At 63.1% G+C, this 20692-nt stretch carries 25 protein-coding genes; 2 read left to right on the forward strand and 23 right to left on the reverse strand.

The annotated features are described in order from the left end of the window. Nucleotides 1-17: 17 nt before the first annotated feature. The 6 genes from AC1Q6C_RS17340 to AC1Q6C_RS17365 are packed head-to-tail and all read right to left on the reverse strand — an operon-like array spanning nucleotide 18 to nucleotide 5904. Complete coding sequence (locus tag AC1Q6C_RS17340; RefSeq protein WP_192712105.1) at nucleotides 18-1163, reverse strand: sulfotransferase family protein; 1146 nt, start codon at nucleotides 1161-1163, stop codon at nucleotides 18-20. A 22-nt stretch (nucleotides 1164-1185) separates the two neighbouring features. Next, nucleotides 1186-1977: an SDR family oxidoreductase gene (locus AC1Q6C_RS17345; protein ID WP_064113990.1), complete on the reverse strand. Its 792-nt coding sequence runs from the start codon at nucleotides 1975-1977 to the stop codon at nucleotides 1186-1188. After that, a complete protein-coding gene (locus AC1Q6C_RS17350; protein WP_192712104.1) occupies nucleotides 1971-2330 on the reverse strand; it encodes a nuclear transport factor 2 family protein in 360 nt (119 codons plus the stop codon). Before AC1Q6C_RS17350 ends, AC1Q6C_RS17345 begins: the two co-directional genes overlap by 7 nt. Before the next feature lie 24 nt (nucleotides 2331-2354). After that, on the reverse strand, nucleotides 2355-4256 hold the full coding sequence (gene cysN, locus AC1Q6C_RS17355) for a sulfate adenylyltransferase subunit CysN (RefSeq protein ID WP_230359634.1): 1902 nt from the start codon (nucleotides 4254-4256) through the stop codon (nucleotides 2355-2357). Then, nucleotides 4256-5161 (reverse strand): sulfate adenylyltransferase subunit CysD, encoded by a 906-nt coding sequence (gene cysD, locus AC1Q6C_RS17360; protein ID WP_019744365.1) that lies wholly within the window; start codon nucleotides 5159-5161, stop codon nucleotides 4256-4258. The genes cysN and cysD overlap by 1 nt, the downstream gene beginning before the upstream one ends. Further along, nucleotides 5158-5904 (reverse strand): 3'(2'),5'-bisphosphate nucleotidase CysQ, encoded by a 747-nt coding sequence (locus AC1Q6C_RS17365; protein ID WP_116057026.1) that lies wholly within the window; start codon nucleotides 5902-5904, stop codon nucleotides 5158-5160. The genes cysD and AC1Q6C_RS17365 overlap by 4 nt, the downstream gene beginning before the upstream one ends. Before the next feature lie 254 nt (nucleotides 5905-6158). Between AC1Q6C_RS17365 and AC1Q6C_RS17370 the strand changes: the two genes are divergently transcribed. Then, nucleotides 6159-6770: a TetR/AcrR family transcriptional regulator gene (locus AC1Q6C_RS17370; RefSeq protein WP_003942004.1), complete on the forward strand. Its 612-nt coding sequence runs from the start codon at nucleotides 6159-6161 to the stop codon at nucleotides 6768-6770. Nucleotides 6771-6782: 12 nt separating this feature from the next. On the opposite strand, the gene AC1Q6C_RS17375 is transcribed toward AC1Q6C_RS17370, so the two are convergent. The 12 genes from AC1Q6C_RS17375 to AC1Q6C_RS17430 form a co-directional block, all read right to left on the reverse strand. Continuing rightward, nucleotides 6783-7064, reverse strand: a complete 282-nt coding sequence (locus AC1Q6C_RS17375) for a metal-sensitive transcriptional regulator (protein ID WP_003942012.1) — start codon at nucleotides 7062-7064, stop codon at nucleotides 6783-6785. Between the two features lie 31 nt (nucleotides 7065-7095). Next, nucleotides 7096-7368 (reverse strand): hypothetical protein, encoded by a 273-nt coding sequence (locus AC1Q6C_RS17380; protein ID WP_007735305.1) that lies wholly within the window; start codon nucleotides 7366-7368, stop codon nucleotides 7096-7098. Continuing rightward, nucleotides 7361-7876 (reverse strand): transport-regulating membrane protein Mce1N, encoded by a 516-nt coding sequence (mce1N, locus tag AC1Q6C_RS17385; RefSeq protein WP_003941872.1) that lies wholly within the window; start codon nucleotides 7874-7876, stop codon nucleotides 7361-7363. The genes AC1Q6C_RS17380 and mce1N overlap by 8 nt, the downstream gene beginning before the upstream one ends. Continuing rightward, nucleotides 7869-8306, reverse strand: a complete 438-nt coding sequence (locus AC1Q6C_RS17390; RefSeq protein ID WP_003942066.1) for a hypothetical protein — start codon at nucleotides 8304-8306, stop codon at nucleotides 7869-7871. The genes mce1N and AC1Q6C_RS17390 overlap by 8 nt, the downstream gene beginning before the upstream one ends. Nucleotides 8307-8321: 15 nt before the next feature. Next, a complete protein-coding gene (locus AC1Q6C_RS17395) occupies nucleotides 8322-8477 on the reverse strand; it encodes a hypothetical protein (protein ID WP_003941930.1) in 156 nt (51 codons plus the stop codon). Nucleotides 8478-8534: 57 nt separating this feature from the next. Continuing rightward, nucleotides 8535-9197: a hypothetical protein gene (locus tag AC1Q6C_RS17400; protein WP_007735307.1), complete on the reverse strand. Its 663-nt coding sequence runs from the start codon at nucleotides 9195-9197 to the stop codon at nucleotides 8535-8537. A 49-nt stretch (nucleotides 9198-9246) separates the two neighbouring features. Then, nucleotides 9247-10221 (reverse strand): porphobilinogen synthase, encoded by a 975-nt coding sequence (hemB, locus tag AC1Q6C_RS17405; protein ID WP_007735309.1) that lies wholly within the window; start codon nucleotides 10219-10221, stop codon nucleotides 9247-9249. 75 nt (nucleotides 10222-10296) lie between these two features. Beyond that, nucleotides 10297-11859, reverse strand: coding sequence for a bifunctional uroporphyrinogen-III C-methyltransferase/uroporphyrinogen-III synthase (locus tag AC1Q6C_RS17410; RefSeq protein ID WP_003941969.1), 1563 nt, complete (start codon nucleotides 11857-11859; stop codon nucleotides 10297-10299). A gap of 60 nt (nucleotides 11860-11919) precedes the next feature. Beyond that, nucleotides 11920-12894 carry a hydroxymethylbilane synthase gene (gene hemC, locus AC1Q6C_RS17415; RefSeq protein WP_230359633.1) on the reverse strand — a complete coding sequence of 325 codons (975 nt, stop codon included), beginning with the start codon at nucleotides 12892-12894 and terminating at the stop codon, nucleotides 11920-11922. Continuing rightward, a complete protein-coding gene (locus tag AC1Q6C_RS17420; protein WP_003941867.1) occupies nucleotides 12891-14252 on the reverse strand; it encodes a glutamyl-tRNA reductase in 1362 nt (453 codons plus the stop codon). Before AC1Q6C_RS17420 ends, hemC begins: the two co-directional genes overlap by 4 nt. Beyond that, nucleotides 14249-15136: a redox-sensing transcriptional repressor Rex gene (locus tag AC1Q6C_RS17425; protein WP_007735314.1), complete on the reverse strand. Its 888-nt coding sequence runs from the start codon at nucleotides 15134-15136 to the stop codon at nucleotides 14249-14251. The genes AC1Q6C_RS17420 and AC1Q6C_RS17425 overlap by 4 nt, the downstream gene beginning before the upstream one ends. Nucleotides 15137-15276: 140 nt before the next feature. After that, nucleotides 15277-15537: a glutaredoxin family protein gene (locus AC1Q6C_RS17430; RefSeq protein WP_230359632.1), complete on the reverse strand. Its 261-nt coding sequence runs from the start codon at nucleotides 15535-15537 to the stop codon at nucleotides 15277-15279. A 200-nt stretch (nucleotides 15538-15737) separates the two neighbouring features. Between AC1Q6C_RS17430 and AC1Q6C_RS17435 the strand changes: the two genes are divergently transcribed. Next, nucleotides 15738-16733 carry an HAD family hydrolase gene (locus AC1Q6C_RS17435; protein WP_020968932.1) on the forward strand — a complete coding sequence of 332 codons (996 nt, stop codon included), beginning with the start codon at nucleotides 15738-15740 and terminating at the stop codon, nucleotides 16731-16733. 39 nt (nucleotides 16734-16772) lie between these two features. On the opposite strand, the gene AC1Q6C_RS17440 is transcribed toward AC1Q6C_RS17435, so the two are convergent. The 5 genes from AC1Q6C_RS17440 to proC all read right to left on the reverse strand — a co-directional run bounded on the left by AC1Q6C_RS17440 (nucleotide 16773) and on the right by proC (nucleotide 20682). Continuing rightward, nucleotides 16773-17810 (reverse strand): lysophospholipid acyltransferase family protein, encoded by a 1038-nt coding sequence (locus AC1Q6C_RS17440; RefSeq protein ID WP_007735315.1) that lies wholly within the window; start codon nucleotides 17808-17810, stop codon nucleotides 16773-16775. Continuing rightward, complete coding sequence (locus AC1Q6C_RS17445; protein ID WP_003941967.1) at nucleotides 17807-18940, reverse strand: NAD-dependent epimerase/dehydratase family protein; 1134 nt, start codon at nucleotides 18938-18940, stop codon at nucleotides 17807-17809. The genes AC1Q6C_RS17440 and AC1Q6C_RS17445 overlap by 4 nt, the downstream gene beginning before the upstream one ends. Before the next feature lie 217 nt (nucleotides 18941-19157). Continuing rightward, on the reverse strand, nucleotides 19158-19259 hold the full coding sequence (locus tag AC1Q6C_RS17450) for a 30S ribosomal protein bS22 (RefSeq protein WP_003402602.1): 102 nt from the start codon (nucleotides 19257-19259) through the stop codon (nucleotides 19158-19160). Between the two features lie 244 nt (nucleotides 19260-19503). Further along, a complete protein-coding gene (locus AC1Q6C_RS17455) occupies nucleotides 19504-19740 on the reverse strand; it encodes a helix-turn-helix domain-containing protein (RefSeq protein ID WP_003941845.1) in 237 nt (78 codons plus the stop codon). A gap of 126 nt (nucleotides 19741-19866) precedes the next feature. Further along, the gene (proC, locus tag AC1Q6C_RS17460; RefSeq protein ID WP_003941923.1) at nucleotides 19867-20682 is read right to left on the reverse strand and encodes a pyrroline-5-carboxylate reductase; all 816 of its coding nucleotides are present in this window, start codon (nucleotides 20680-20682) and stop codon (nucleotides 19867-19869) included. Nucleotides 20683-20692 lie beyond the last annotated feature (10 nt).

Raw genomic sequence — 20692 nt, forward strand, 5'->3', positions numbered from 1 at the left:
CACAGGGCCGGAGGCCTTCAGGATGTGGTGGCGAACTTCGCTTCGACGTCGGCAGCGCTCACGCCGAAATCCTCGAGCGAATAGCGATGCGACGGACGACGGTGCTCGGCAAGGCTGGCCTGATGCGACGCCTCCACCGCGGCGCGGGCGTCGTCTGTGAAGGGCAGGGCGAACTGTGCATAGATCTTCTCGACGGTGCCGACCGCATCGGCGATGAAGTCCTTGTAGTCGACGTCGATGAACTGATCGGGGTTGTAACGGCTACGGGCATTGTTGAAGTTCGCATTCCCTCGCGCCCACAACTCCAGTTGCGTGCGCCCGATGGCCGGACGATCGAAGGCCCTCGACATGTCGTGTCCGCCCTGCTCGACGAGGCTGAAGGTGGACGCCATCGATGTCAACGGGTCCCGGAAGGTCCGAACGAACAGTGCATCCGGATAGACCGACATGATCTCGTCGATCGCGAAGACATGGCTCGGGCTTTTGAGCACCCACCGTCTGTCCTGGTCGTGCAGCCCGATCAACTGCAGGTTCTTCTTGTGCCGCGCATATGTTTCGGTCCAGTCCTGCTCCGCCAGCCACCGGGTGTAACTCGGCACGTACGCCACCGTCTCGAACGCGGTCGAGAGCATCGTCTGCTGCAGCAGCCGCCAGCATTCCTCGACCTCCTCCGCCCCCATGAAATGAACCTTCATCAGGTCTGCCTCGTTACGCTGGCGAGCACGGTAGAAGGCGTCGGAGCGAACGTAATCTTCGTTCTCCGACCACGTGTCGCGCTCGGGGCGCGGCTGCGGCGTCTCGGCGAGCCACATCTCGGCGCCCTGATGCGCTGGGTCGGCACCGAGCAAGCGGTGCAGCGCGGTGCTGCCGGTGCGGGTCAACCCGACCACGAAGATCGGGCGTTCGATCGGAACATCTACGTGCTCTGGATATTTCGCGAATCCGGCCTCACTGGTCAGGCGACCCGCGAGCGCTCCGACGATCATCTTGCGAGCGATCACCTTGCCGTGAGGAGTGAGGTCGGCCTCGTTCTGGAACGACTCGAGGAGAACTCGAAGTCCTTCGAGATAGCCTTCGCTGCCGAAGTTTTCGTACCCGGCCGCCTCGCACGCAGCCTGGTGCAGGTGATCGATGGAACCGATGCCGTCGTAATCCTGTGTCATGGCTAGTCCTTGTATGAGTTGATCAGTGGTGCGTGTGACCGCAGTTGACGTCGAGACATTGCCCTGTGATGGCCCTGGCTGAATCGGACAGGAGGAAGACGACAGCGTTTGCGATGTCATCTGGCTCCGGCAATCGGCGCAGATCGGCGCCCGCTGCGATCTCGTCGTAGATCACCTTGGGGTCGACTCCTGCCTCCGCCGCCTTCTTCTCGAACATGTTCTTGACCGAGTCCGCCCAGATATAGCCGGGAGCAACCGAATTGACTCGAACGCCCTTGGGACCGAGATCGATCGACAAACTGCGTGCCATTGCCAGGAGCCCGGATTTCATGATGCGGTAGGCCCCGAACCCGGGAAGCTGGTTGCGCAACACCATGGACGTGACCATCACGACGGACCCGTGCGACTCGATCAATGCCGGAGCAAATTCTCTGGTGACGTTCAACGCCGCGAGCAAGTTGATGTCGATGCCCGACTGGATGGACGCCACGTCGGCGTCCAGGAGCGGGACCTGCGCGGGTTGAACAAATGCGTTGTTCACCAAGCAATGCGCCGCACCGAACTCAGCGACAGTTGTCTCCGCCAACGAAGCGATCGAATCGACGTCGGTGAGGTTCGTCGGTACGGCCAACGCGATTCCGCCGCGGTCTCGAATCTCCCTTGCCACCGATTCCAAGCGCTCGGGTGTGCGGGCAGCCAGAACAACCTTCGCTCCGGCCGCCGCACTCTGCAGCGCAATCGAACGACCCAGCGCCGGGCCCACTCCCGAGACGACGACAACCTTGCCTGCCAGCAGGCCCTGATGGGTCAGCACAGCGCCTGCGGATCGAGAACAACACTCAGGGAGATGATCTTGCCGTTCTCGTCGAACTCGAACACGTCGGTGGCAGCGAAGTCAGGGATACCGGCGCGCTGCACCCGAAGCTGCATCGCTGCGTACTTTCCCGTCACCGAAATCGGACCGAGCAGGCTGACTGTGAAATCGACCTGCGCGTTCGCGGTATCGAATTCGCGAATCTCGTCGATGCCGCGGTAGGTCTGGACCCCCAGCGGTTCGTGTTGAACTGCGTCGGGCGCAAACAGCGCAACCAGTCCGTCGACGTCGTGACTTCCGAGATACTTGACGTAATCTTCTACGGCAGAAACTATTTCAGCCCTGTCAGGCATGGATGCTCCTCGTGTTCAGGCGGATCAAGAAATGGTTCCGCGAGCGCGGAGATGGTCGACGATCGCGATCGCAGCGTCCTCGGTCGTCGTGACACTGGTGTCGATGTGAATGTCAGGGTTCTGCGGCGGTTCGTACGGCGAATCGATTCCGGTGAAGTTCACCAACTCGCCCCGTCGAGCCTTCTTGTACAGACCCTTGGGATCTCGCTCCTCTGCGACGGCAAGAGCGGTGTCGACGAAGATTTCGACGAACTGTTCGTCGCCGATCAATTCACGGGCGGCATGACGCTCGGCCTCGAACGGTGAAATAAAGGACGCGAGCACGATCAGACCGGCGTCCGCCATCAGTCGGGTGACCTCGGTGACGCGACGGATGTTCTCGACGCGGTCGGCTTCGGTGAATCCGAGGTCTCGATTCAGCCCGTGACGGACGTTGTCTCCGTCGACGAGGTAGGTGTGCGCGCCGAGTGCGTGCAGTTGACGCTCGACATCGTTCGCGATGGTCGACTTTCCCGAACCGGAGAGACCGGTGAACCACAGAACTGCGGGTTGGTGTCCCTTGAGCCTGGTGTGCGCGGCCTCGTCGACGTCGACGGATTGCCAGTGAATGTTGTCCGATCGACGCAGCGAGTGCGTGATCATGCCCGCACCGACAGTGCCGTTGGTAAGGCGGTCGATGAGGATGAAGCTACCGGTGTCACGGTTGCCGACGTACGGGTCGAACGGGACCGGTCGATCGAAACTGAGGTTGCAGACACCGATTTCGTTGAGCGCGAGAGTAGTCGTTGCGGTCTTCTCGAGAGTGTTGACGTTGATCTTGTGTTTCGGTTTGGTGATGCGCGCAGTGACTGTGACGGTACCGATCTGGCACAGGAACGGCCGTTCGGGCAGCATGGGAGCCTCACCCATCCAGACGATGCAGGCCTCGAACTGATCGGCTACGGCCGGCGGATTGTCGCCGATGGACAGCACATCACCGCGACTGATGTCGATCTCGTCGGCGAGCGTGATGGTGACCGAGCGGCCCGCACCGGCAACGTCGAGGTCGCCACCCATGGTCACGATGCGCTCGACTGTGGACGTCTTTCCACTGGGGAGCACGCGGATGGGATCTCCGGGAGATACGGTGCCGGAAACGATCTGGCCGGAGAATCCGCGGAAGTCGAGGTCCGGCCGGTTGACCCACTGCACCGGCATCCGGAACGGAGCCGCGGCGGCAGCATCGTCGATGTCCACGCTTTCGAGATGCTCGATCAGGCTTGGTCCGGAGTACCACGGGGTATTCGCACTGCGCTCGGTGAGATTGTCACCCATGTATGCCGACATCGGGATGGCGACGAACCCGTCCAGACCGATCTCGTGAGCGAACTCTGCATAATCCGCGGTAATGGCATCGAAGACCTCTTGCGAGTAGTCGACGAGGTCGAGTTTGTTCACGGCAAGCACCACGTGCTTGATCCCCAGCAACGACACCAGATACGAGTGCCGGCGGGTCTGGGTCAGTATCCCCTTGCGGGAATCGACAAGGATCACAGCAAGATCGGCGGTCGACGCGCCCGTCACCATGTTTCGGGTGTACTGCTCGTGCCCCGGAGTATCGGCGACGACGAACTTGCGTCGCTCGGTCGTGAAGTAGCGATAGGCGACGTCGATCGTGATGCCCTGCTCACGTTCGGCGGCGAGACCGTCGACCAGGAGCGCGAAATCGAGCCCCTCCCCCTGGGTTCCGCTCTTGCGCGAATCGGCTTCGAGCGCCGTCAACTGGTCGTCGAAGACGAGTTTCGATTCGTAGAGCAGACGGCCGATCAAGGTGCTCTTGCCGTCGTCGACGCTGCCGCACGTGATGAATCGCAGCATGCTCTTGTTCGCATGACGTTCGAGGTACGCCTCGATGTCGTCAGCGATCAGATCCGAGGAAACAGTCATCAGAAGTACCCCTCTTGCTTCTTCTTTTCCATCGACGCGCTGGAGTCGTGGTCGATGACCCGTCCCTGGCGTTCGGAAGTGGTGGTGAGCAACATTTCCGAGATGATCTCGGTCAGGCTCGTTGCGGTCGATTCGACGGCTCCGGTCAGCGGGTAGCAGCCGAGGGTGCGGAAACGAACGCTCTTGAGTTCCGGGGTCTCTCCCGGCAGTAACGGCATCCGGTCGTCGTCGACCATGATCAGCGCACCGTCCCGCTCGACGACGGGCCGCTTGTCGGCAAAATACAGCGGAACGATCGGAATCTCCTCCTGGCGTATGTATTCCCACACATCCAGCTCGGTCCAGTTCGAGAGAGGGAAGACGCGCAGGCTCTCGCCCGGCGCTTTGCGGACGTTGTACATCCGCCACAGTTCCGGTCGCTGCTGCTTGGGATCCCAACGGTGCGCAGCTGATCGGATCGAGAAGATGCGTTCCTTGGCGCGGGATTTTTCTTCGTCACGGCGGGCGCCGCCGAATGCAGCGTCGAACTTGTAGTGATCGAGGGCTTGTTTGAGGCCTTCGGTTTTCCACATGTCGGTATGGACAGCGCTGCCGTGAGTGAACGGGTTGATCCCCTGCTTCACGCAGTCCGGGTTGGTGTGGACGATCAGATCGAGATCGCCTGCAGCAGCGGTACTGTCACGAAGTTTGTACATTTCACGGAACTTCCACGTGGTATCGACGTGCAGAAGCGGAAACGGCAGCTTCGACGGATAGAAGGCCTTGCGCGCCAGATGCAGCATCACGGCGGAGTCCTTGCCCACCGAGTACAACATCACCGGGTTCTCGCTCTGGGCAACAGCTTCACGCATGATGTGAATGCTCTCGGCTTCGAGTCGTTCGAGGTGCGTCAGTGTCGCGGTCATCGGCCCAGTTCCTCCAGTGCTTTCGGGGCGAGTTCGGGTCGGCAGATCAGCAGATCCGGCAACCACGGGTTTTCCTGGTTGTAGCGCAGTTCGCTGCCATCGATACGCGAAACATGCAGTCCCGCAGCACGTGCGACAGCAGCGGGCGCCGCCGAATCCCATTCGTACTGTCCGCCCGCATGTGCGTAGATGTCTGCCTCACCCGAGACGACCGCCATTGCTTTGGCTCCGGCGGATCCCATTTCGATCAACTCCGCGCCCATCGAGTCGGCCATGCGCATGACCGGTTCCGGACGACGCGTCCGCGATACGACGACTCGAACCGGCGTTGCGGCATCCCGTTCGGTCCGATCATCGCTGCTCGAATAGGTGACGCCAAGGGCAGGCATTGCGACCGCACCGGTTGTGAGGACACCGTTTTCGGTCAGCGCAACATGAACGGCCCAGTCCGATCGTCCGGCCTCGCCGTACTCACGGGTGCCGTCGAGAGGGTCGACGATCCACACCCGATCCGCAGCCAGCCTCGCGAGTTCGTCAGCCCCTTCCTCCGACAGCACTGCATCCGCAGGAAAGCGTCGGGCAAGTTCGGCGACGATGAATTCATGACTGAGCCGATCGGCCGCGTTCTTGAAAGTCGCGACATCACCGTCGTTTTCGCCGAGGGATTTCCGATGGTCGAGCAGAAGTTCTCCAGCCGCAGCGGCGATGTCGATCGCCGCGCGTTCATCGTTAGTGCGTGTCATAGGTACTCCACAACTGTGTAGACCTCCCGATCGATACGGGAAGAAAGGTCAGGCAGACCGCAGAGTGTCCAGCGCTTTGCACTGGCCTCGATGTGGTCTGCGCCATACCGTAACACCAGAATGAACGATGTTCATTCTATTTCGAACAATGTTCATTCTATGATCTGAGTCACATCGAATTCTGGGCGGCGTTCGACAACGAACAGTGTTCGATGTGAATTGAGGATGCCGACCACCGCGACTACGGTGATCAAATGAGCAGTACCAGCAGCAAGTCGATCTACGGCGACGCCGAAGTGCGTCGACGCCGAACTCTCGACGCGGCGATCTCGCTTCTGGACGAAGGAGGCTACTCCGCGCTCACGATCCGCGCTGTCGCCAAACGAGCCGGCACCAGTACTGGCCTGATCTACCAGTACTTCGTCGACAAGCAGGACATCTTCGCCGCCCTCCTCAGCGAAAGTCAGCTGGAAATGGCGGACTTCGTGAACTCGCTCCCCCGCGAGCAGGGACTGAGCGCCTTACTCGAGTCCATGATTTCCGAGTTTGCTCGGCACTGGGCACGGGTGGGTCGACTCACCACCACTTGGCGCGACATCGAAGGCATGGCCGGGTCCGACCGAGAAAGCATGCGGGAACTTCACGCATCCGTAGCGGTCTACAACTCGGCATTGATTCGCGCGCTCACCGAATCTGCTGCAGCCGAAGGGAGCCGGTTGATCGACGACCCCGCGTTGATCCATCTCGTGCTCTCCGGACTCAAAGGCCTGTCGGACACCATCGTCATCAACATCGCCAAAGAAGTCACACCCGAGTACTTCGTGAGCTTCTCCGCCCGGGCGCTCGCGCGGTCCATCACGGAGTGACGGACCGACACCTTACGAACGAACGAGGCGAGCGATGGCCGCCTGAGCTTCCTTGATCTTGACGTCCGCTTCCGGACCACCCTGCTTGGCAGCTTCAACGACGCAACCCGCAAGGTGGGCGTCGAGAAGCTTCAGGGACACGGACTGCAACGCGCTCGTCGCGGCGGATACCTGGGTGAGCACGTCGATGCAGTACCGGTCGTCTGCGACCATGCGTGAAATTCCGGCTACCTGACCTTCGATACGACGAAGGCGCTTGAGCAGATCGTCCTGCTCGGGGCTGTAACTACTCATACCGCAACTATACCCCCTACCCGTATGAGGGCTACTGCGATGCGACGAAGCCCACCCGGACGCGGCGCACGACATCGATGGCCATCAGCCCCGCAACCAGAATCGACAACCCGGCGCCCGAGATCCAGAGACCGTCGTAGTGCGTGCTCTCGAACGGTGGAGCGCCCTCCAGTATCGGTCCGAAGTCGGACGTCGTCGTACCCGCTCGCCAGCACACGACCGCCAGAATCGTTGCGGCGACGATACCGAGTACACCGATCCACGTCTTCACGTCGACACGCGGGGATGGCTGTGGCTCAGTCATCGGCAGACCCGTCCGGTTCGACACCAACCACAACGACCTGACTCAACGCCTCGCGCAGTGCCTGATCGTCCTTTGCCCACGCCCGCACCAATCCCCCGGTGGTCAAACGTAAGCCGATACCGTGCCGACGCCTGGGCACTCCGGACAGCTCACCGAGCGCGCGTGCCGTTTCCCACGGTTCCATTTCGTCCTCGTAGGCAGCGTCGTCGGACTCCGGGAACACCTCGGCGATCTCGGTGATCGGCACCTCTTCGGTTCCCTGACGCAACGTGGTCGCGGTCAGAAGTACGCTCGCGTGCCGCCGTGCTGCGATCACCTGCACGTAGACCAATCCGGTGAGGATCACGGCGAACATCGCCAGACCGAACCAATGCACCACCGGGCCCGTGAACAGTTCGATGACCAAGGCGATCAGGCAGAAGATCGGACCGAACGCGATGGCCCACCACCGAGAACCCGGTTCGTAGTACAGAACGTCCGGGCCGATTTCCGGCGCGCGATCAGCCACGGGCAAACCAACTTCGGGTGGTGTCGCGGTAGATCGCGACGCAGGCACAGATCAGCATGACGGGAACAACCAGCGCGAGCACGGTACTGATCCCGGCGACGACCAGCGCGATCTGCAGCACCGCGAACACTCCGGACACGATCACCAGGATCCGTCGGCACAACGCCCGTCCGGCGCGAGTGGGACCGGCGAGGCCGCCGATCGCGAGGCCGGTCAACAGCAGAACCAGCCCGGACACCCGCACGAAGGTGACGTAGATGTCGATGTTTCCGGCCGAAACGCCTTGATCGGTGAACTGCTCACGCAACGAATACGAAGCGCTGGTGACATTGATCAGGCCGAAGAGTATGAGCAGGAACGCGCTGGCGATCCACAGCCAGAATGCTGCCTCGACAGCCGTCGGGCGCCTGACCTTCGTAGAGATACTCACGGGTTCAAGTGTGCGCTATCCGCTGACGATGCCCGGAATCATGAGCATCAGGAGTGTCACCAGAACAGAGGCTCCGAGGATCGCGAACAAGATCACTTCGGTGCGTGAACCACGTTGGCGCAGTGGCGCGTCGTGGGTGCTTTCCGTACGCAGGGCTTCCTGAGAACTCATCGCGTCCGACCTCTCCCCTACTACTTCAGTGACCCGTTTCACAGTACCCCGAGCTACCTACCGGTTCCCCGCCGGGGGGAAACGAAGAAAGTACGGATTGGACTCTTTTCGGTGCATCATCACGATCGCCCCGACAGCAGCAACTGCCTGCAGGATTTCCGCTCCGCCGAACAGCAGAGTGGCCGCGCCGCCGTCTCCGCCGAGCCCGAAGATCACCGGGATCGCGGAGACCAGCATGAAGACGCCACAGAACGTCAGCAACATTCGAGCCCAGTTCCTGCCGCGACTCATCGCGCGCACGAACAGAAGGAACACCGCGGTGACGATCACGACCAAAACCGCAGAGAACACGATGACCAGTGGGAACATGCCCTCCACGTCGGAACGCGTCAGACCGGCGTCGACAGCTGCCTGATTTCTGAGCATCTCGTCGACGAACATCGACTTCTGCCCGAGCAGCATCCAGATCATCGCGCCGCCCTGGACCAACCCCAGCGCCGTCACAGCCCACCACAACTGAATCGCAGTCACGACGTCCGTCGGCGGCTCGGGTTTCGGCGCAGGTCCCGGGTATCCGTTGTAACCGGGGCCGTATCCCGGGATCTGACCCGTCGGCATCGGTCCGAGTTCGCGGTACGGCTGATTCTCGAACGGCTGGTTCTCGTAGGGAGGTTCCCGGCGGGGCGGTTCCTGGCGCGACGGCGGCCACTGCTCGGTCATGACACCAGCGTATCGGTCGATACCGGCGCAGCCACCATGCGTGACTCCGTCACAGCCATCCGGCAACTTCCGACGCCCAGTACGTGAGGACCACGTCGGCACCGGCGCGGCGAATGCTGATGAGCGATTCGAGAATCGCCGCGTCCCGATCGATCCACCCGTTCTGCGCGGCCGCAGTGATCATCGAGTACTCCCCCGAGATCTGGTACGCAGCGACCGGAACCGGGGACCGGTCGGCGGTCTCACGCAGAATGTCCAGGTAGGACATTGCAGGCTTGACCATCACCATGTCGGCGCCCTCGGCGACGTCGAGGTCTACCTCGCGCATCGACTCGCGGCGATTGGCGCCGTCCTGCTGATACGTACGACGGTCGCCTTGCAGTGAGGATCCGACGGCTTCACGGAACGGCCCGTAGAACGCTGACGCATATTTCGCGGCATAGGCGAGCTGGCCGACATCGACATACCCCGAAGCATCGAGTGCACCACGGATCGCAGCCACCTGACCGTCCATCATGCCGCTGGGGCCGAGCAGGTGCGCACCCGATTCAGCTTGCGCGAGAGCCATTTCTACGTATCGGATCAAGGTCGCGTCGTTGTCGACAGCGCCGCCGGCAGTCAACACGCCGCAGTGGCCGTGATCGGTGAACTCGTCGAGGCAGGTATCGGCCATGATGACCGTCGAATCGCCGAGTTCGTCTGCCAGAGCGCGCAATCCGACGTTGAGGATGCCGTCGGGATCGGAGGCACCGGACCCCTGGGGATCCTTGTCCTCCGCCTTCGGGACACCGAACAGCATCAGGCCACCGACGCCGGCTTCCACCGCTTCCACCGCTGCGGACCGCAGCGAATCGAGAGTGTGCTGGAAAACGCCTGGCATGGAACTGATCTCACGCGGTGCGTCGATGCCGTCGGCGACGAACATCGGCAAAACGAGGTGCCGGGGTTCGAGCGAGGTCTCTGCCACGAGTCGCCGGAGCGCAGGAGTGCGCCGGAGCCGGCGAGGGCGATGAGTGGGAAACACGAGAAGTAGCCCTCCTTCGTCGGAACCTGTGAGTGGTTGAGGAGTCCACAGACTCCTCAACCACTCACGGGTGCGCTAGCGCCTTCGAGACTTCTTGCGCGGGGGCGGCAAAGCACCTTCGGCGCGCAGACGAGCAGCATGCTCGGCGAGAGCCTCCACCAGCGGTCCCACCTGCGAGGTCTCGGGCTGCACGTCGACGCGCAGACCGAACTCGATAGCGGTTTCGGCCGTCTTCGGGCCGATGCACGCGACCAACGTGCGGGCGTGCGGCTTGCCGGCGATGCCGACGAGGTTGCGCACGGTCGAGGACGAGGTGAAGCAGACGGCGTCGAATCCACCGGTCTTGATCATCTCGCGGGTCTCGGCCGGCGGCGGCGCTGCCCGGACGGTGCGGTAGGCGGTGACGTCGTCGATCTCCCAACCGCGTTCGCGCAGGCCCTCTGCGAGGGTTTCGGTCGCAATGTCCGCCCGCGGCAACAGAACCCGGTTGACCGGATCGAAAACGTCGTCGTACGGGGCGAATTCGGCCAACAGGCCTTCGCTGGACTGCTCACCGGTCGGGATCAGCTCGGGGTTGATGCCGAACGAGCGCACCTTGGCTGCGGTTGCTTCACCGATGCAGGCGATCTTCACACCGGAGAAGGCGCGAGCGTCGAGGCCGAACTCTTCGAACTTCTCCCACACTGCGCGAACAGCATTGGTGGAAGTGAAGACGACCCACTGGTAGCGACCGTCGACGAGTCCCTTGACCGAACGCTCCATCTGAGCCGGGCTGCGAGGCGGCTCGACGGCGATGGTCGGAACCTCGATCGGGATCGCTCCGTGAGTGACCAGACGGTCGCTCATCTCGCCGGCCTGATCCTTGGTGCGCGGCACGAGGACGGTCCAGCCGTACAGAGCGCGCGATTCCCACCACGACATCTTGTTGCGCTGCGCGACAACCTTGCCGACGGTGACGATGAGCGAGCCCACCAGTTCGGATCCGGCTTCGTTGAGCGTCGCGAGAGTTGCCTCGACGGTTCGCTGCTGACGAGTGGTACCGCGGACGGTGATCGCAGCAGGCGTCTGCGGGGCCAAGCCGTTCTCGACCAGCGCGCTGGCGGTCTCGGCGAGATGTCCGGACGTCGCGTGCAGGACAAGCGGTCCCGGTGCAGCGGCCAGAGCAGCCCAGTCGACTTCACCGCGAACGTCGGCCTCGGTGTGACCCGAGCCGAGCGCCATGCCGGCGTAGCTCGGCACAGCCGAACCGGAAGGCAGACCCGGGAGAACCTCGAACTGAACCTGCGTACGGGCGACTGCGGTGACCTCTGCGATCACGGAATCCGTGGTCAGCGGGTCGCCGGAGACCAGACGCACGACGTCGTGGCCGTTCTTGGCCTCGTGCACCAATGTCTTTGCAACCTCGGCAGGCTCGCCGAGTGCCGGACGCACGTCCGCGATCAGCTCGCCGGTCTCCTCGTCGCGGCCCATGTCGATGCCGACGAGTGCGACGACGCCCTTGTCGACATCCGGATCGGTGAATGCCATTGCGGCGCCGGTGAGGACGTCACGTGCGCGAACGGTGAGCAGGGCGGGGTCGCCCGGTCCCGATCCCACGAACAGGATCCGTCCGGGAGTGTTCTTTCGGACTCGGGTCATCGGTGATTCTCCAGTGCGCTGTATCGAAATGGGAACTTGGTGCAAGTGCAAAGTGGGGCGTCAAACATCGGCTGCCTCGCCTGTAGTCACGTTCATCAACTCTCGGGCGCCGAGTTCGAGTAACTCGCGCGCTACCGCTCGGCCGAGTTCCTCGGCATTGTCCGGCGCACCCACGGCGCCGGTACGGATGACGTCCGAACCGTCGATGGCGGCTGCGCAGCCGCGTACCGACAGTTCGTCGAAGATTCTGCCGTCGTCGTCGAGGGATTCGACGATCTCCGCGATCGCTCCCACCGGAGCGGTGCAGCCGGCTTCCAACTCGGCGAGCAGGGCGCGCTCGGCAGTAACTGCCGCCCGGGTACCCGCGTCGTCGTGCTCGGCGAGGATCGCCGCCAATTCCACATTGGCAGAAAGGCATTCGACGGCCAGAGCACCCTGCGCCGGAGCGGGGAGCATCTGCACGGGCTCGATGTTCTCGGTGATGAGATCGAGCAGACCGATACGAGACAGGCCGGCGCGAGCGAGGATCACGGCGTCGAGTTCACCGGATTCGACCTTGCCGAGACGGCGCTGCAGGTTGCCCCGCAACGGCACGATGTCGAGGCCGAGACCGAGTGCCTTCAGCTGCGAAACACGGCGCGGCGCCGAGGTTCCCACCTTGGAACCGGCCGGAAGCTCCCCGAGGACCAGACCGTCACGGGCGACCAGCGCGTCACGCGGATCTTCGCGTGGCGGAATCGCCGCGATGACGAAACGCGGGTCCTGCGCGGTCGGTAAGTCCTTGTAGGAATGCACCGCAACGTCGACGCGGTTGTCCAGCAAGGCTTCTCGAAGCTCTGCCGTGAACACTCCGACGCCGATCTTCTGGACGGGATCGGTGGACTGGTCGCCCTTGGTCTTGATGATGACCAACTCGGCGGGATGTCCGGCCGCAATGAGGGCATCGCGCACGGTACCGGCTTGCGTGGTCGCGAGAAGACTTCCGCGAGTGCCGATCCGCAGCGGGCTCCCCGATCGAGGGGTGGTGACGCTCATGCCTGCAGGTCCCTTCCAGTGCGGTCGCCGTCCACCAGATCGGTGGGTGTGGCCACGGCCGCGGGAGATCCGGGGCTGAGTTCGAAGAGTTCGCGCAGCGCTGCTGCGTAGGAGTCGCCGCCGGGGGCCGACGCCAGTTGCTTGACGCGCACGGTCGGGGCGTGGAGCAGCTTGTCCACGACGCGTCGCACGGTGCGTGCAACCTCGTCGCGCTGCGGATCGTCCAGGCCGGGCAGACGCGAATCGAGTCGCATCAGTTCGGCTTCGACGACGTCGGCGGCGCGCTGACGCAAAGCCGTCACGGTCGGAGTGACCTCCGCGAGGCGCTGTCCGGCAAGGTAGGTCGCAAGCTCGCCGGCGACGATGGTGCGTGCGGCATCTGCGTCAGAGGCGGCGGCGCCTGCCGCTGGATCACGCTGCAGCGTCTCCATGTCGAGAACGGTCACACCCGGCAGGCCGGCGACGGCGGGATCGATGTCGCGCGGCAGCCCGAGGTCGCAGATGACGAGGTGCTTGGTGTTGTCGCGATCGGGCTCGGCGAGTGCGCGGTGCACATCCGCCAGGGTGACCACTGCCCCGACCGCGCCGGTACAGGTGACCATGACATCTGCCTGCGCCATCGCGGCCGAAAGCTGATCGAAGGCAACACCGTCGGCGTCGACGCCGTTGGAGCGTGCCGTCTCTGCCAGGTGCTCGGCGCGTTCCTGTGTCCGGTTGACGACGACGATGCGTGCGATTCCGGCGCGGGTGAGATGCGCAACCGACAGACCGCCCATCGAGCCTGCACCGACAACCACGGCAGTGCGGCCGACCAGGCCGCCCTCACCGATGATGCCCGCTGCACGATCGAGAGCCACCGACACGACTGATGCTCCGGCGGAGTCGATTCCGGTTTCGGAATGCACTCGCTTGCCGACGCGCAGTGCCTGCTGAGCCAGTTCGTGGACGACGCGTCCGGCGGCCTGCTGCGCATCCGAAGATGCGTAGGCCGAACGGATCTGGCCGAGGATCTGCTGTTCGCCGATCACCATGGAATCGAGGCCGCTGGCCACCGCGAAGAGGTGCTCGACGGCTGCTTCGCTGTAGCGGACGTACGCGTGAGCGTGCAGCGCTGTCAGGTCGAGACCCGAATGGTCGGCCAGGATTTCACCGACCTCGGTGAGTGCACCGTGGAACGCGTCCACCACCGCGTAGACCTCCACCCGGTTACAGGTGGAGACGATCATCGCTTCGGAGATGTGCGAAGACGCCAGAAGCTTGTCGATCAGCTTCGGACGATCGGTGTCGGTGACAGCTACTCGCTCGAGCACCGGGACGGGCGCGGTTCGATGCGAGACCCCGACAAGCAGAACACTCACGGCGCGATCACTGATCCGTTTCTTGTCGAACCTGCTCCGACCGGAGCGGGTGAACTGGTGGATGGGACTGACGAAGCGGATGCGGCGTGAGCCACTCGTACTCGCGGCGCGCTGGATGCCTGATCGGCATTGCGCGCACTGTTGAAGGAGAGAACCTGCATCTCGACGGCTAGATCTACACGTCGCAGTTCCACGTGATCGGGAACGTCGAGGGCGATCGGCGAAAAACTCATGATGCAGCGCAGCCCGGCGCTGACGAACTGGTCGCACACGCCCTGAGCTGCCTCGTCCGGTGTGGAGATGACGCCGATGGTCGCATTCAGTTCACGGCAGGCGACGGTCAGTTCCTCGGTGCTGCGCACGACGAGATCCCCGACTCTGCTTCCGATTCGATCTGCATCACTGTCGAAGAGTCCGACCATCTCGAAACCGCGGCGGCTGAATCCGCCGTAGCCGACCAGCGCCTTGCCGAGGTTTCCGACTCCGACGAGAACGACCTTGTGCCCACGATCGAGTCCGAGTGCACGCTCGATGCGGATGCGGAGCCTGTTGACGTCGTACCCGACGCCGCGGACACCGTTGGGTCCGAGGAACGACAGATCCTTACGCAACTTCGCTGATCCGACACCTGACGCCTGCGCGAGTTCCTCGCTCGAGACGATGGAGGTACCCCGGTCGGACATCACTCCGAGGACCCGCAGGTATGCGGCCAAGCGCGTCACCGTAGCCTGGGGGATGACGCGATCCTGAGCGATCGGGTCGGTAACCGAGGCGCTGGAAGCGTCGGTGACGGAAGAGCCCGCAGCGCCGGTGACGCGCTGAGCCACAGGCTCATGCGTCTGGTGCGGTTCGGTCACGTCGCTGGCTCCTCGTCCGGTCGACACGACTGTCGACCTCCACGATGCTCCGGGGGAATGTTCACACCACGGTAACCGCTTGTGAACCCATGCACAAAGTTGCTCGAGACGGGTTCGATGTGCCGTTCACCTGCAAAGCGGCTCCGCGGACAACTTTGAGGGTTGCCTTACTTGCGTAAATCGTCACGAAGGCGCTCCTCGTCGACTTCCCAGTAACCGTGCTCGCGTCCGTCGAGAAGAATGACGGGCAATCTGTCTCCGTACTCCGCTCTCAGCTCTGGATCTGTCGCGGCAGCTTCGTCCACGTCGATGCACGTCAATTCCAGCTCGAACTCGGAACAGACCCGTCGCAGGACCCCCGCCGCGCCGACGCAGGACGCGCATCCTGCGCGTGTCAACAGGGTCACTTCATGCGTAGCTGCAGTCATCGACGCATACCTTTCTTCTACGGGGACGCCATCTACTTGATCGGTCGAGTGTGCCTCCGGAGCCCCACTCGGTACCAAATCGGCGGAGAGGAACGTCACACACCACAGGGAAGGTCACCATCCAACCCATCGGGCCTCATCGCGGAGGATAGGCTGACTCGAAGAGTTCTCTGCTCGAGAATGCAACACGGGAGGTGCGGGTGCCTGCGCGATCACTACCGAACGGCTCCGGATTCGGATCAGGGCTTGCCGGGGTCATTCTCCCCGGACGTCGCCATGTGAAGAATCCGCTGGGCCCGAGTGAGTCGGAAGTTCGAGCCAATCTCGCCGGCGAGGCGAGCGCTGACGCAGCTCTGGCATTGCACGAAGCTGCCAACCCCACAGAACCGGAAACCGGCGAAGAGCCCCCGGCCGTTCCGCGCGACCTCACGGCCGCCGCATTCTTCGACGTCGACAACACCATGGTGCAGGGTGCGTCGATCATCCACTTCGCCCGTGGTCTCGCTGCACGAAAGTATCTCAAGACCTCGGATCTGGTGGATTTCGCGTGGAAGCAGATCAAGTTCCGAGTCACCGGCCGAGAAAGTAGCGACGACGTCGCCGAAGGCCGCGAGAAAGCACTGTCCTTCGTGGCCGGTCGATCCACCGCCGAACTCGCCCGCCTCGGCGAGGAGATCTACGACGAGGTCATCGCCGACAAGATCTGGCCAGGCACGAGGGCGTTGGCCCAGATGCACCTCGACGCCGGACAACAGGTGTGGTTGGTGACGGCAACTCCGGTCGAACTGGCTCAGGTCATCGCCGAGAAACTGGGATTGACCGGCGCCTTGGGCACTGTCGCCGAGAGTGAGGACGGCGTCTTCACCGGCCGACTCGTCGGCGACATCCTGCACGGCATGGGCAAGGCGCACGCCGTACGGACGTTGGCGGTGCGTGAAGGACTCAATCTCAAGCGCTGTTCCGCCTACTCCGACAGCCACAACGACGTTCCGATGCTCTCGTTGGTGGGGACACCGGTGGCGATCAATCCCGACGCAGATCTTCGTGAACTCGCGAAGAACCGCGGGTGGGAAGTTCGCGATTTCCGCACCGGACGAAAGGCCGCCAAGATCGGCGTACCGACGGCGCTGGTGCTCGGAGCGGTCGGCGGGGCGCTCGCGGCAATTCTCGCCAGGCGCAAAGAACAGAACGCCTGAGCGGGTTCGGTCCGGATCGAGCAGCGATCCGGACCGAACTCAGCCGAGAAAGACGTTGCGACGCTTGGCCAACAGTCGATACAGCGTCTGCTGAATCGTTTCCCGGACATGGTCCGTGACCTCGAACAGGACCATCGGATCGTCGGCGGCACCGCTCTCGAAGGTATCGGTGACGATGGGCTTTCCGAACTCGATGTACCACTTCGACGGCAACGGAACCAGGCCGAGCGGCCCGAAGTGCGGAAACAGCGGTGTCACCGGGAAATACGGAAGACCGAGAACGCGTGCGAGTGTGGTGAGATCACCGATTTTGGGATAGATCTCCTCCGAACCCACGATCGAGCACGGAATGATCGGAACACCGGTTCGCATTGCGGCCGACACGAAGCCACCGCGCCCGAACCGCTGCAACTTGTACCGCTCACTGAACGGTTTCCCGATGCCCTTGAATCCCTCCGGGAACACGGCCGCGACTTCACCGTCGTTGAGCAGACGCTCGGCGTCGGGGTTGCAGGCCAACGTATGACCGGCTTTGCGCGCCAGTCCACCCACCACCGGCATCTCGAATGCCATGTCCGCAGCCAACATTCGCAGTGGACGATGCGCTGGATGGTGATCGTGCACGGCAACCGACGTCATCAGTCCGTCGATCGGGATCACACCGGCGTGGTTGGCGACCACAAGCGCTCCCCCGGTGAGGGGAATGTTCTCGATCCCACTGACCTCGACGCGAAACCACTTCTCGAACAACGGGCGCAACATCGGCATGACGACGTTGTCCGCGAAATGCGGGTCGAACCCGAACTCGTCGACCTCGTAGTCGCCGGACACCCGACGTCGGAGGAATTCTGCTGCCGAGGCGATCTGATCGACGATCGCCGACCTGGCCGAATCGACGAACGTGCTCTCACCGCCGTGGTCGGCCGCCGAGGACACTCCGGACGGATGCCGGCGCTCACTTTGTTCACGGATGTCACGCTCTGCACCGGTGACGGACTCACGCGAACGGGAAGTTGCCGACTTTCCGGTGTGAGTTGCGCTGGGCCGCAGGGGAATTACCTTCGCCACGTCAGTCACCCCTTCACCGCACTTCGTCCCGACAGCGGCATGTGCATCACATCTGCACTTGTTGCCGCCGCGGCGGTATCACCGCCGAGAATGGTGGTCAACGCATTCTCCGCCCGATCGATCCACTCGGACTTGATGATCCGGCGCGTCTGCATCGCACGCATGAAATCGTCGAGTGCTTGCATGGTGGTCCATCGCGGCTCGAACCCCAGCTCGCTGCGCATGCGAGTGGTGTCGAGTCCGCAGCCGAACCGGAAGTACTCGAGTTGCTCGTCGGTGTACAGCCTCATGGACGACCCCACCAACGCGCTCCCGACGCTGCGGAACAGAGCGAGCGGCATCGGAACTTCCACCCTGCCTGCCCGGCGGATCGCCTGCGACATCATGACCACTCCGTCGCCGGCGATGTTGTACGTACCCGAAGCGTGTCCGATGGTCGCCTTCTCCAGCGCCGCGAGGGCATCCTCGACGTGGAGCAATTGCAGGCGCGCGTTGCGCCCGACGATGGTGGGCACGAGTGGGGCGGTGACGTAGTGCCCGACGGTTGCAGTCAGCTGAGGTCCGATCAACGGCGCCAACCGCAGAATCCCGACCGAGATGTCCGGGCGCCGACGCCCCATCCCGCGGAGGTATCCCTCGATCTCGAGGCTGTCGCGGGCATATCCGCCCGGCGGCCGGCGGCGCGCACTCATTTCTTCGGTGAACTGAGCGGGATCCTTGGCACTGCACCCGTAGACGACCGAAGCCGAGCGCAGGACCACCTTGCGAACCGTCGGAGCTTTCTGACAGACCGCGAAGAGTTGCATGGCGCCGATGACGTTCATGTCCTTCATCGCGGCGCGGCTGCCGGCTTTGGGGGCTTTCTGAAGCGTCGACGCGTGCACGACGGTGTCGACCTCGGCGTTTCGGATCACTTTGCCGATCAGCGGATTGCGGATGTCTGCTCGCACGAATTCCGCGCGGCCCATTCTGCGCATCATGTCCTTGCTCGGACTGACGGCGTCGACGGCGATGACACGCTCGATCGACGGATTCTGCGCAAGCCTGGTCACCAGGTAGCCGCCGAGAAATCTGCTCGCCCCGGTCACCAGTACGACGCGAGGCGTCGTGCCCCCTGAAGTGTTGTCACCTTCAACCACCAAGTACCCCCATATCCAGTAGAAACGCGCTCTGCCGAAGCGTCCCTCCCGCGATTTTCCCCCACTTTACGGGCAGAGGGGGTCCCGCGCTGACTACCCAAATTTTGGCCATTCAAGACAAACCGCCCAGCCAATGAGACGTGGCACACATCGCTTCCCCCCGAATATGCTGATGCCCGCCACCCCGGAAGGGGTGGCGGGCATCAACAGGTACTGCCTATTTACCGAGTTTCCTGCGCTGTACTCGGGTACGACGAAGCAGCTTGCGGTGCTTCTTCTTCGACATGCGCTTGCGACGCTTCTTGATCACTGAACCCATAGCGGGTGTCCCTCACGTTCTTCTCTAGCGTTCCTGCGCACGCCGGTCACGTACGCCTGCGCCAAGCAATTGGCGCCTGGCCCTCGTTTTAACTAGCTCAGCGCCTTACGACACCAGCTTGCTGGTACGACAGTGACTCATCGTACCGGTGTGGAGTCACTCGGCATAAACCGAGCCTCCGGCACAGCAACCGCTGTGCCCGCGACTCGGCTCACGCCGAGGTCATCCTCTTCGAACCGGCTGGTCAGCCGGCATCGAAGTACGAGGTTTCGAGGTAATCGTGTACTGCCTTCGCATGTACACGGAACGAACGGCCCACTCGTACAGCGGGCAATTCGCCACTGTGTACCAACCGGTACACAGTCATTTTCGACACCCTCATCAAAGTTGCTACCTCAGCAACAGTGAGGAATTGCGTGCCGGCCACTGCCGGCTTTCCGTCGTGGGACGAACCCATGGACGGCTTGTTTGCAGACACCATTAATCCACATACCTCCAGCACGACTCGCGCCGCCGGCTTCCCCTCCGGCGGAACAGACACGTACGTACTAAGTCGAGCTTAGCTGTACTGGTGGGGTTAAAGCGACGGGTGTGGCTAAACGGACGACTAATCCGCAGCTGCACCCATCGCGGCCGAGCGCGACTTGGCGGCATCCAAGGCATCGAAGAACGCCGTCCGCAGGCCGCCCGCTTCGAGCTGACGCAGTGCCGCAGCCGTCGTTCCGCCCGGTGACGTCACCGCGGCGCGAAGATCCGTCGCGCTGTCGCCGGTGCGATCGAGCATCGCTGCGGAACCGACCATCGTCTGCACCACCAATTCGGTAGCGACCGGGCGCGTCAGGCCGAGACCGACTCCCGCGTCGATCATCGCTTCGGCGACCAGAAAGAAGTAGGCCGGGCCGGAACCGGAGACAGCAGTGACCGCGTCGATCTGCGATTCGGGAACCGTGACCACCTTGCCGACGCTGCCGAGGATGCCGCGTACGAGCTCGAGATGCTCGGCCTTGACGTGCCGTCCGGGCGAGAGCACGCTCACGCCCTCCCCGACCAACATGGGGGTGTTCGGCATGACGCGGATGACCGGGAACCCTGCGGGCAGACGCGTTTCGAAGAATCCCGTGGGGATTCCCGCCGCAAGGGAAACGATCAATTGTTCGAGGTCGCCGTCCAGATCGACCTTCGTCAACGCCGTGAGCGCTGACTCGACGTCGTTCGGCTTCACCGCGATGACGATGACGTCCGCACCCTCGGCGGCATCGGCGACCGTGCTGACGCGGATGGAGTATTCGGCGATCAATTCGTCTGCGCGAGGCTGATATTGCTCGGCGACGACCAGATCCTTGATGGCGTGGCCGGCCTGCAACAGCCCGGAGATCAGCGCCTCGCCGATCTTGCCGCCACCGATAATCGCAATTCTTGTCATGGCGAACAGC

This window comes from Rhodococcus sp. MT28, assembly GCF_058792695.1.

What these genes read in the sequence shown, in the direction of transcription:
- AC1Q6C_RS17340 (WP_192712105.1), bottom strand. Translation starts at nt 1,163, where the DNA reads ATGACACAGGATTACGACGGCATCGGTTCCATCGATCACCTGCACCAG.
- AC1Q6C_RS17350 (WP_192712104.1), bottom strand. Translation starts at nt 2,330, where the DNA reads ATGCCTGACAGGGCTGAAATAGTTTCTGCCGTAGAAGATTACGTCAAG.
- cysN (WP_230359634.1), bottom strand. Translation starts at nt 4,256, where the DNA reads ATGACTGTTTCCTCGGATCTGATCGCTGACGACATCGAGGCGTACCTC.
- cysD (WP_019744365.1), bottom strand. Translation starts at nt 5,161, where the DNA reads ATGACCGCGACACTGACGCACCTCGAACGACTCGAAGCCGAGAGCATT.
- AC1Q6C_RS17365 (WP_116057026.1), bottom strand. Translation starts at nt 5,904, where the DNA reads ATGACACGCACTAACGATGAACGCGCGGCGATCGACATCGCCGCTGCG.
- AC1Q6C_RS17370 (WP_003942004.1), top strand. Translation starts at nt 6,159, where the DNA reads ATGAGCAGTACCAGCAGCAAGTCGATCTACGGCGACGCCGAAGTGCGT.
- AC1Q6C_RS17375 (WP_003942012.1), bottom strand. Translation starts at nt 7,064, where the DNA reads ATGAGTAGTTACAGCCCCGAGCAGGACGATCTGCTCAAGCGCCTTCGT.
- AC1Q6C_RS17380 (WP_007735305.1), bottom strand. Translation starts at nt 7,368, where the DNA reads ATGACTGAGCCACAGCCATCCCCGCGTGTCGACGTGAAGACGTGGATC.
- AC1Q6C_RS17395 (WP_003941930.1), bottom strand. Translation starts at nt 8,477, where the DNA reads ATGAGTTCTCAGGAAGCCCTGCGTACGGAAAGCACCCACGACGCGCCA.
- AC1Q6C_RS17400 (WP_007735307.1), bottom strand. Translation starts at nt 9,197, where the DNA reads ATGACCGAGCAGTGGCCGCCGTCGCGCCAGGAACCGCCCCGCCGGGAA.
- AC1Q6C_RS17410 (WP_003941969.1), bottom strand. Translation starts at nt 11,859, where the DNA reads ATGACCCGAGTCCGAAAGAACACTCCCGGACGGATCCTGTTCGTGGGA.
- hemC (WP_230359633.1), bottom strand. Translation starts at nt 12,894, where the DNA reads ATGAGCGTCACCACCCCTCGATCGGGGAGCCCGCTGCGGATCGGCACT.
- AC1Q6C_RS17430 (WP_230359632.1), bottom strand. Translation starts at nt 15,537, where the DNA reads ATGACTGCAGCTACGCATGAAGTGACCCTGTTGACACGCGCAGGATGC.
- AC1Q6C_RS17450 (WP_003402602.1), bottom strand. Translation starts at nt 19,259, where the DNA reads ATGGGTTCAGTGATCAAGAAGCGTCGCAAGCGCATGTCGAAGAAGAAG.
- AC1Q6C_RS17455 (WP_003941845.1), bottom strand. Translation starts at nt 19,740, where the DNA reads ATGGTGTCTGCAAACAAGCCGTCCATGGGTTCGTCCCACGACGGAAAG.
- proC (WP_003941923.1), bottom strand. Translation starts at nt 20,682, where the DNA reads ATGACAAGAATTGCGATTATCGGTGGCGGCAAGATCGGCGAGGCGCTG.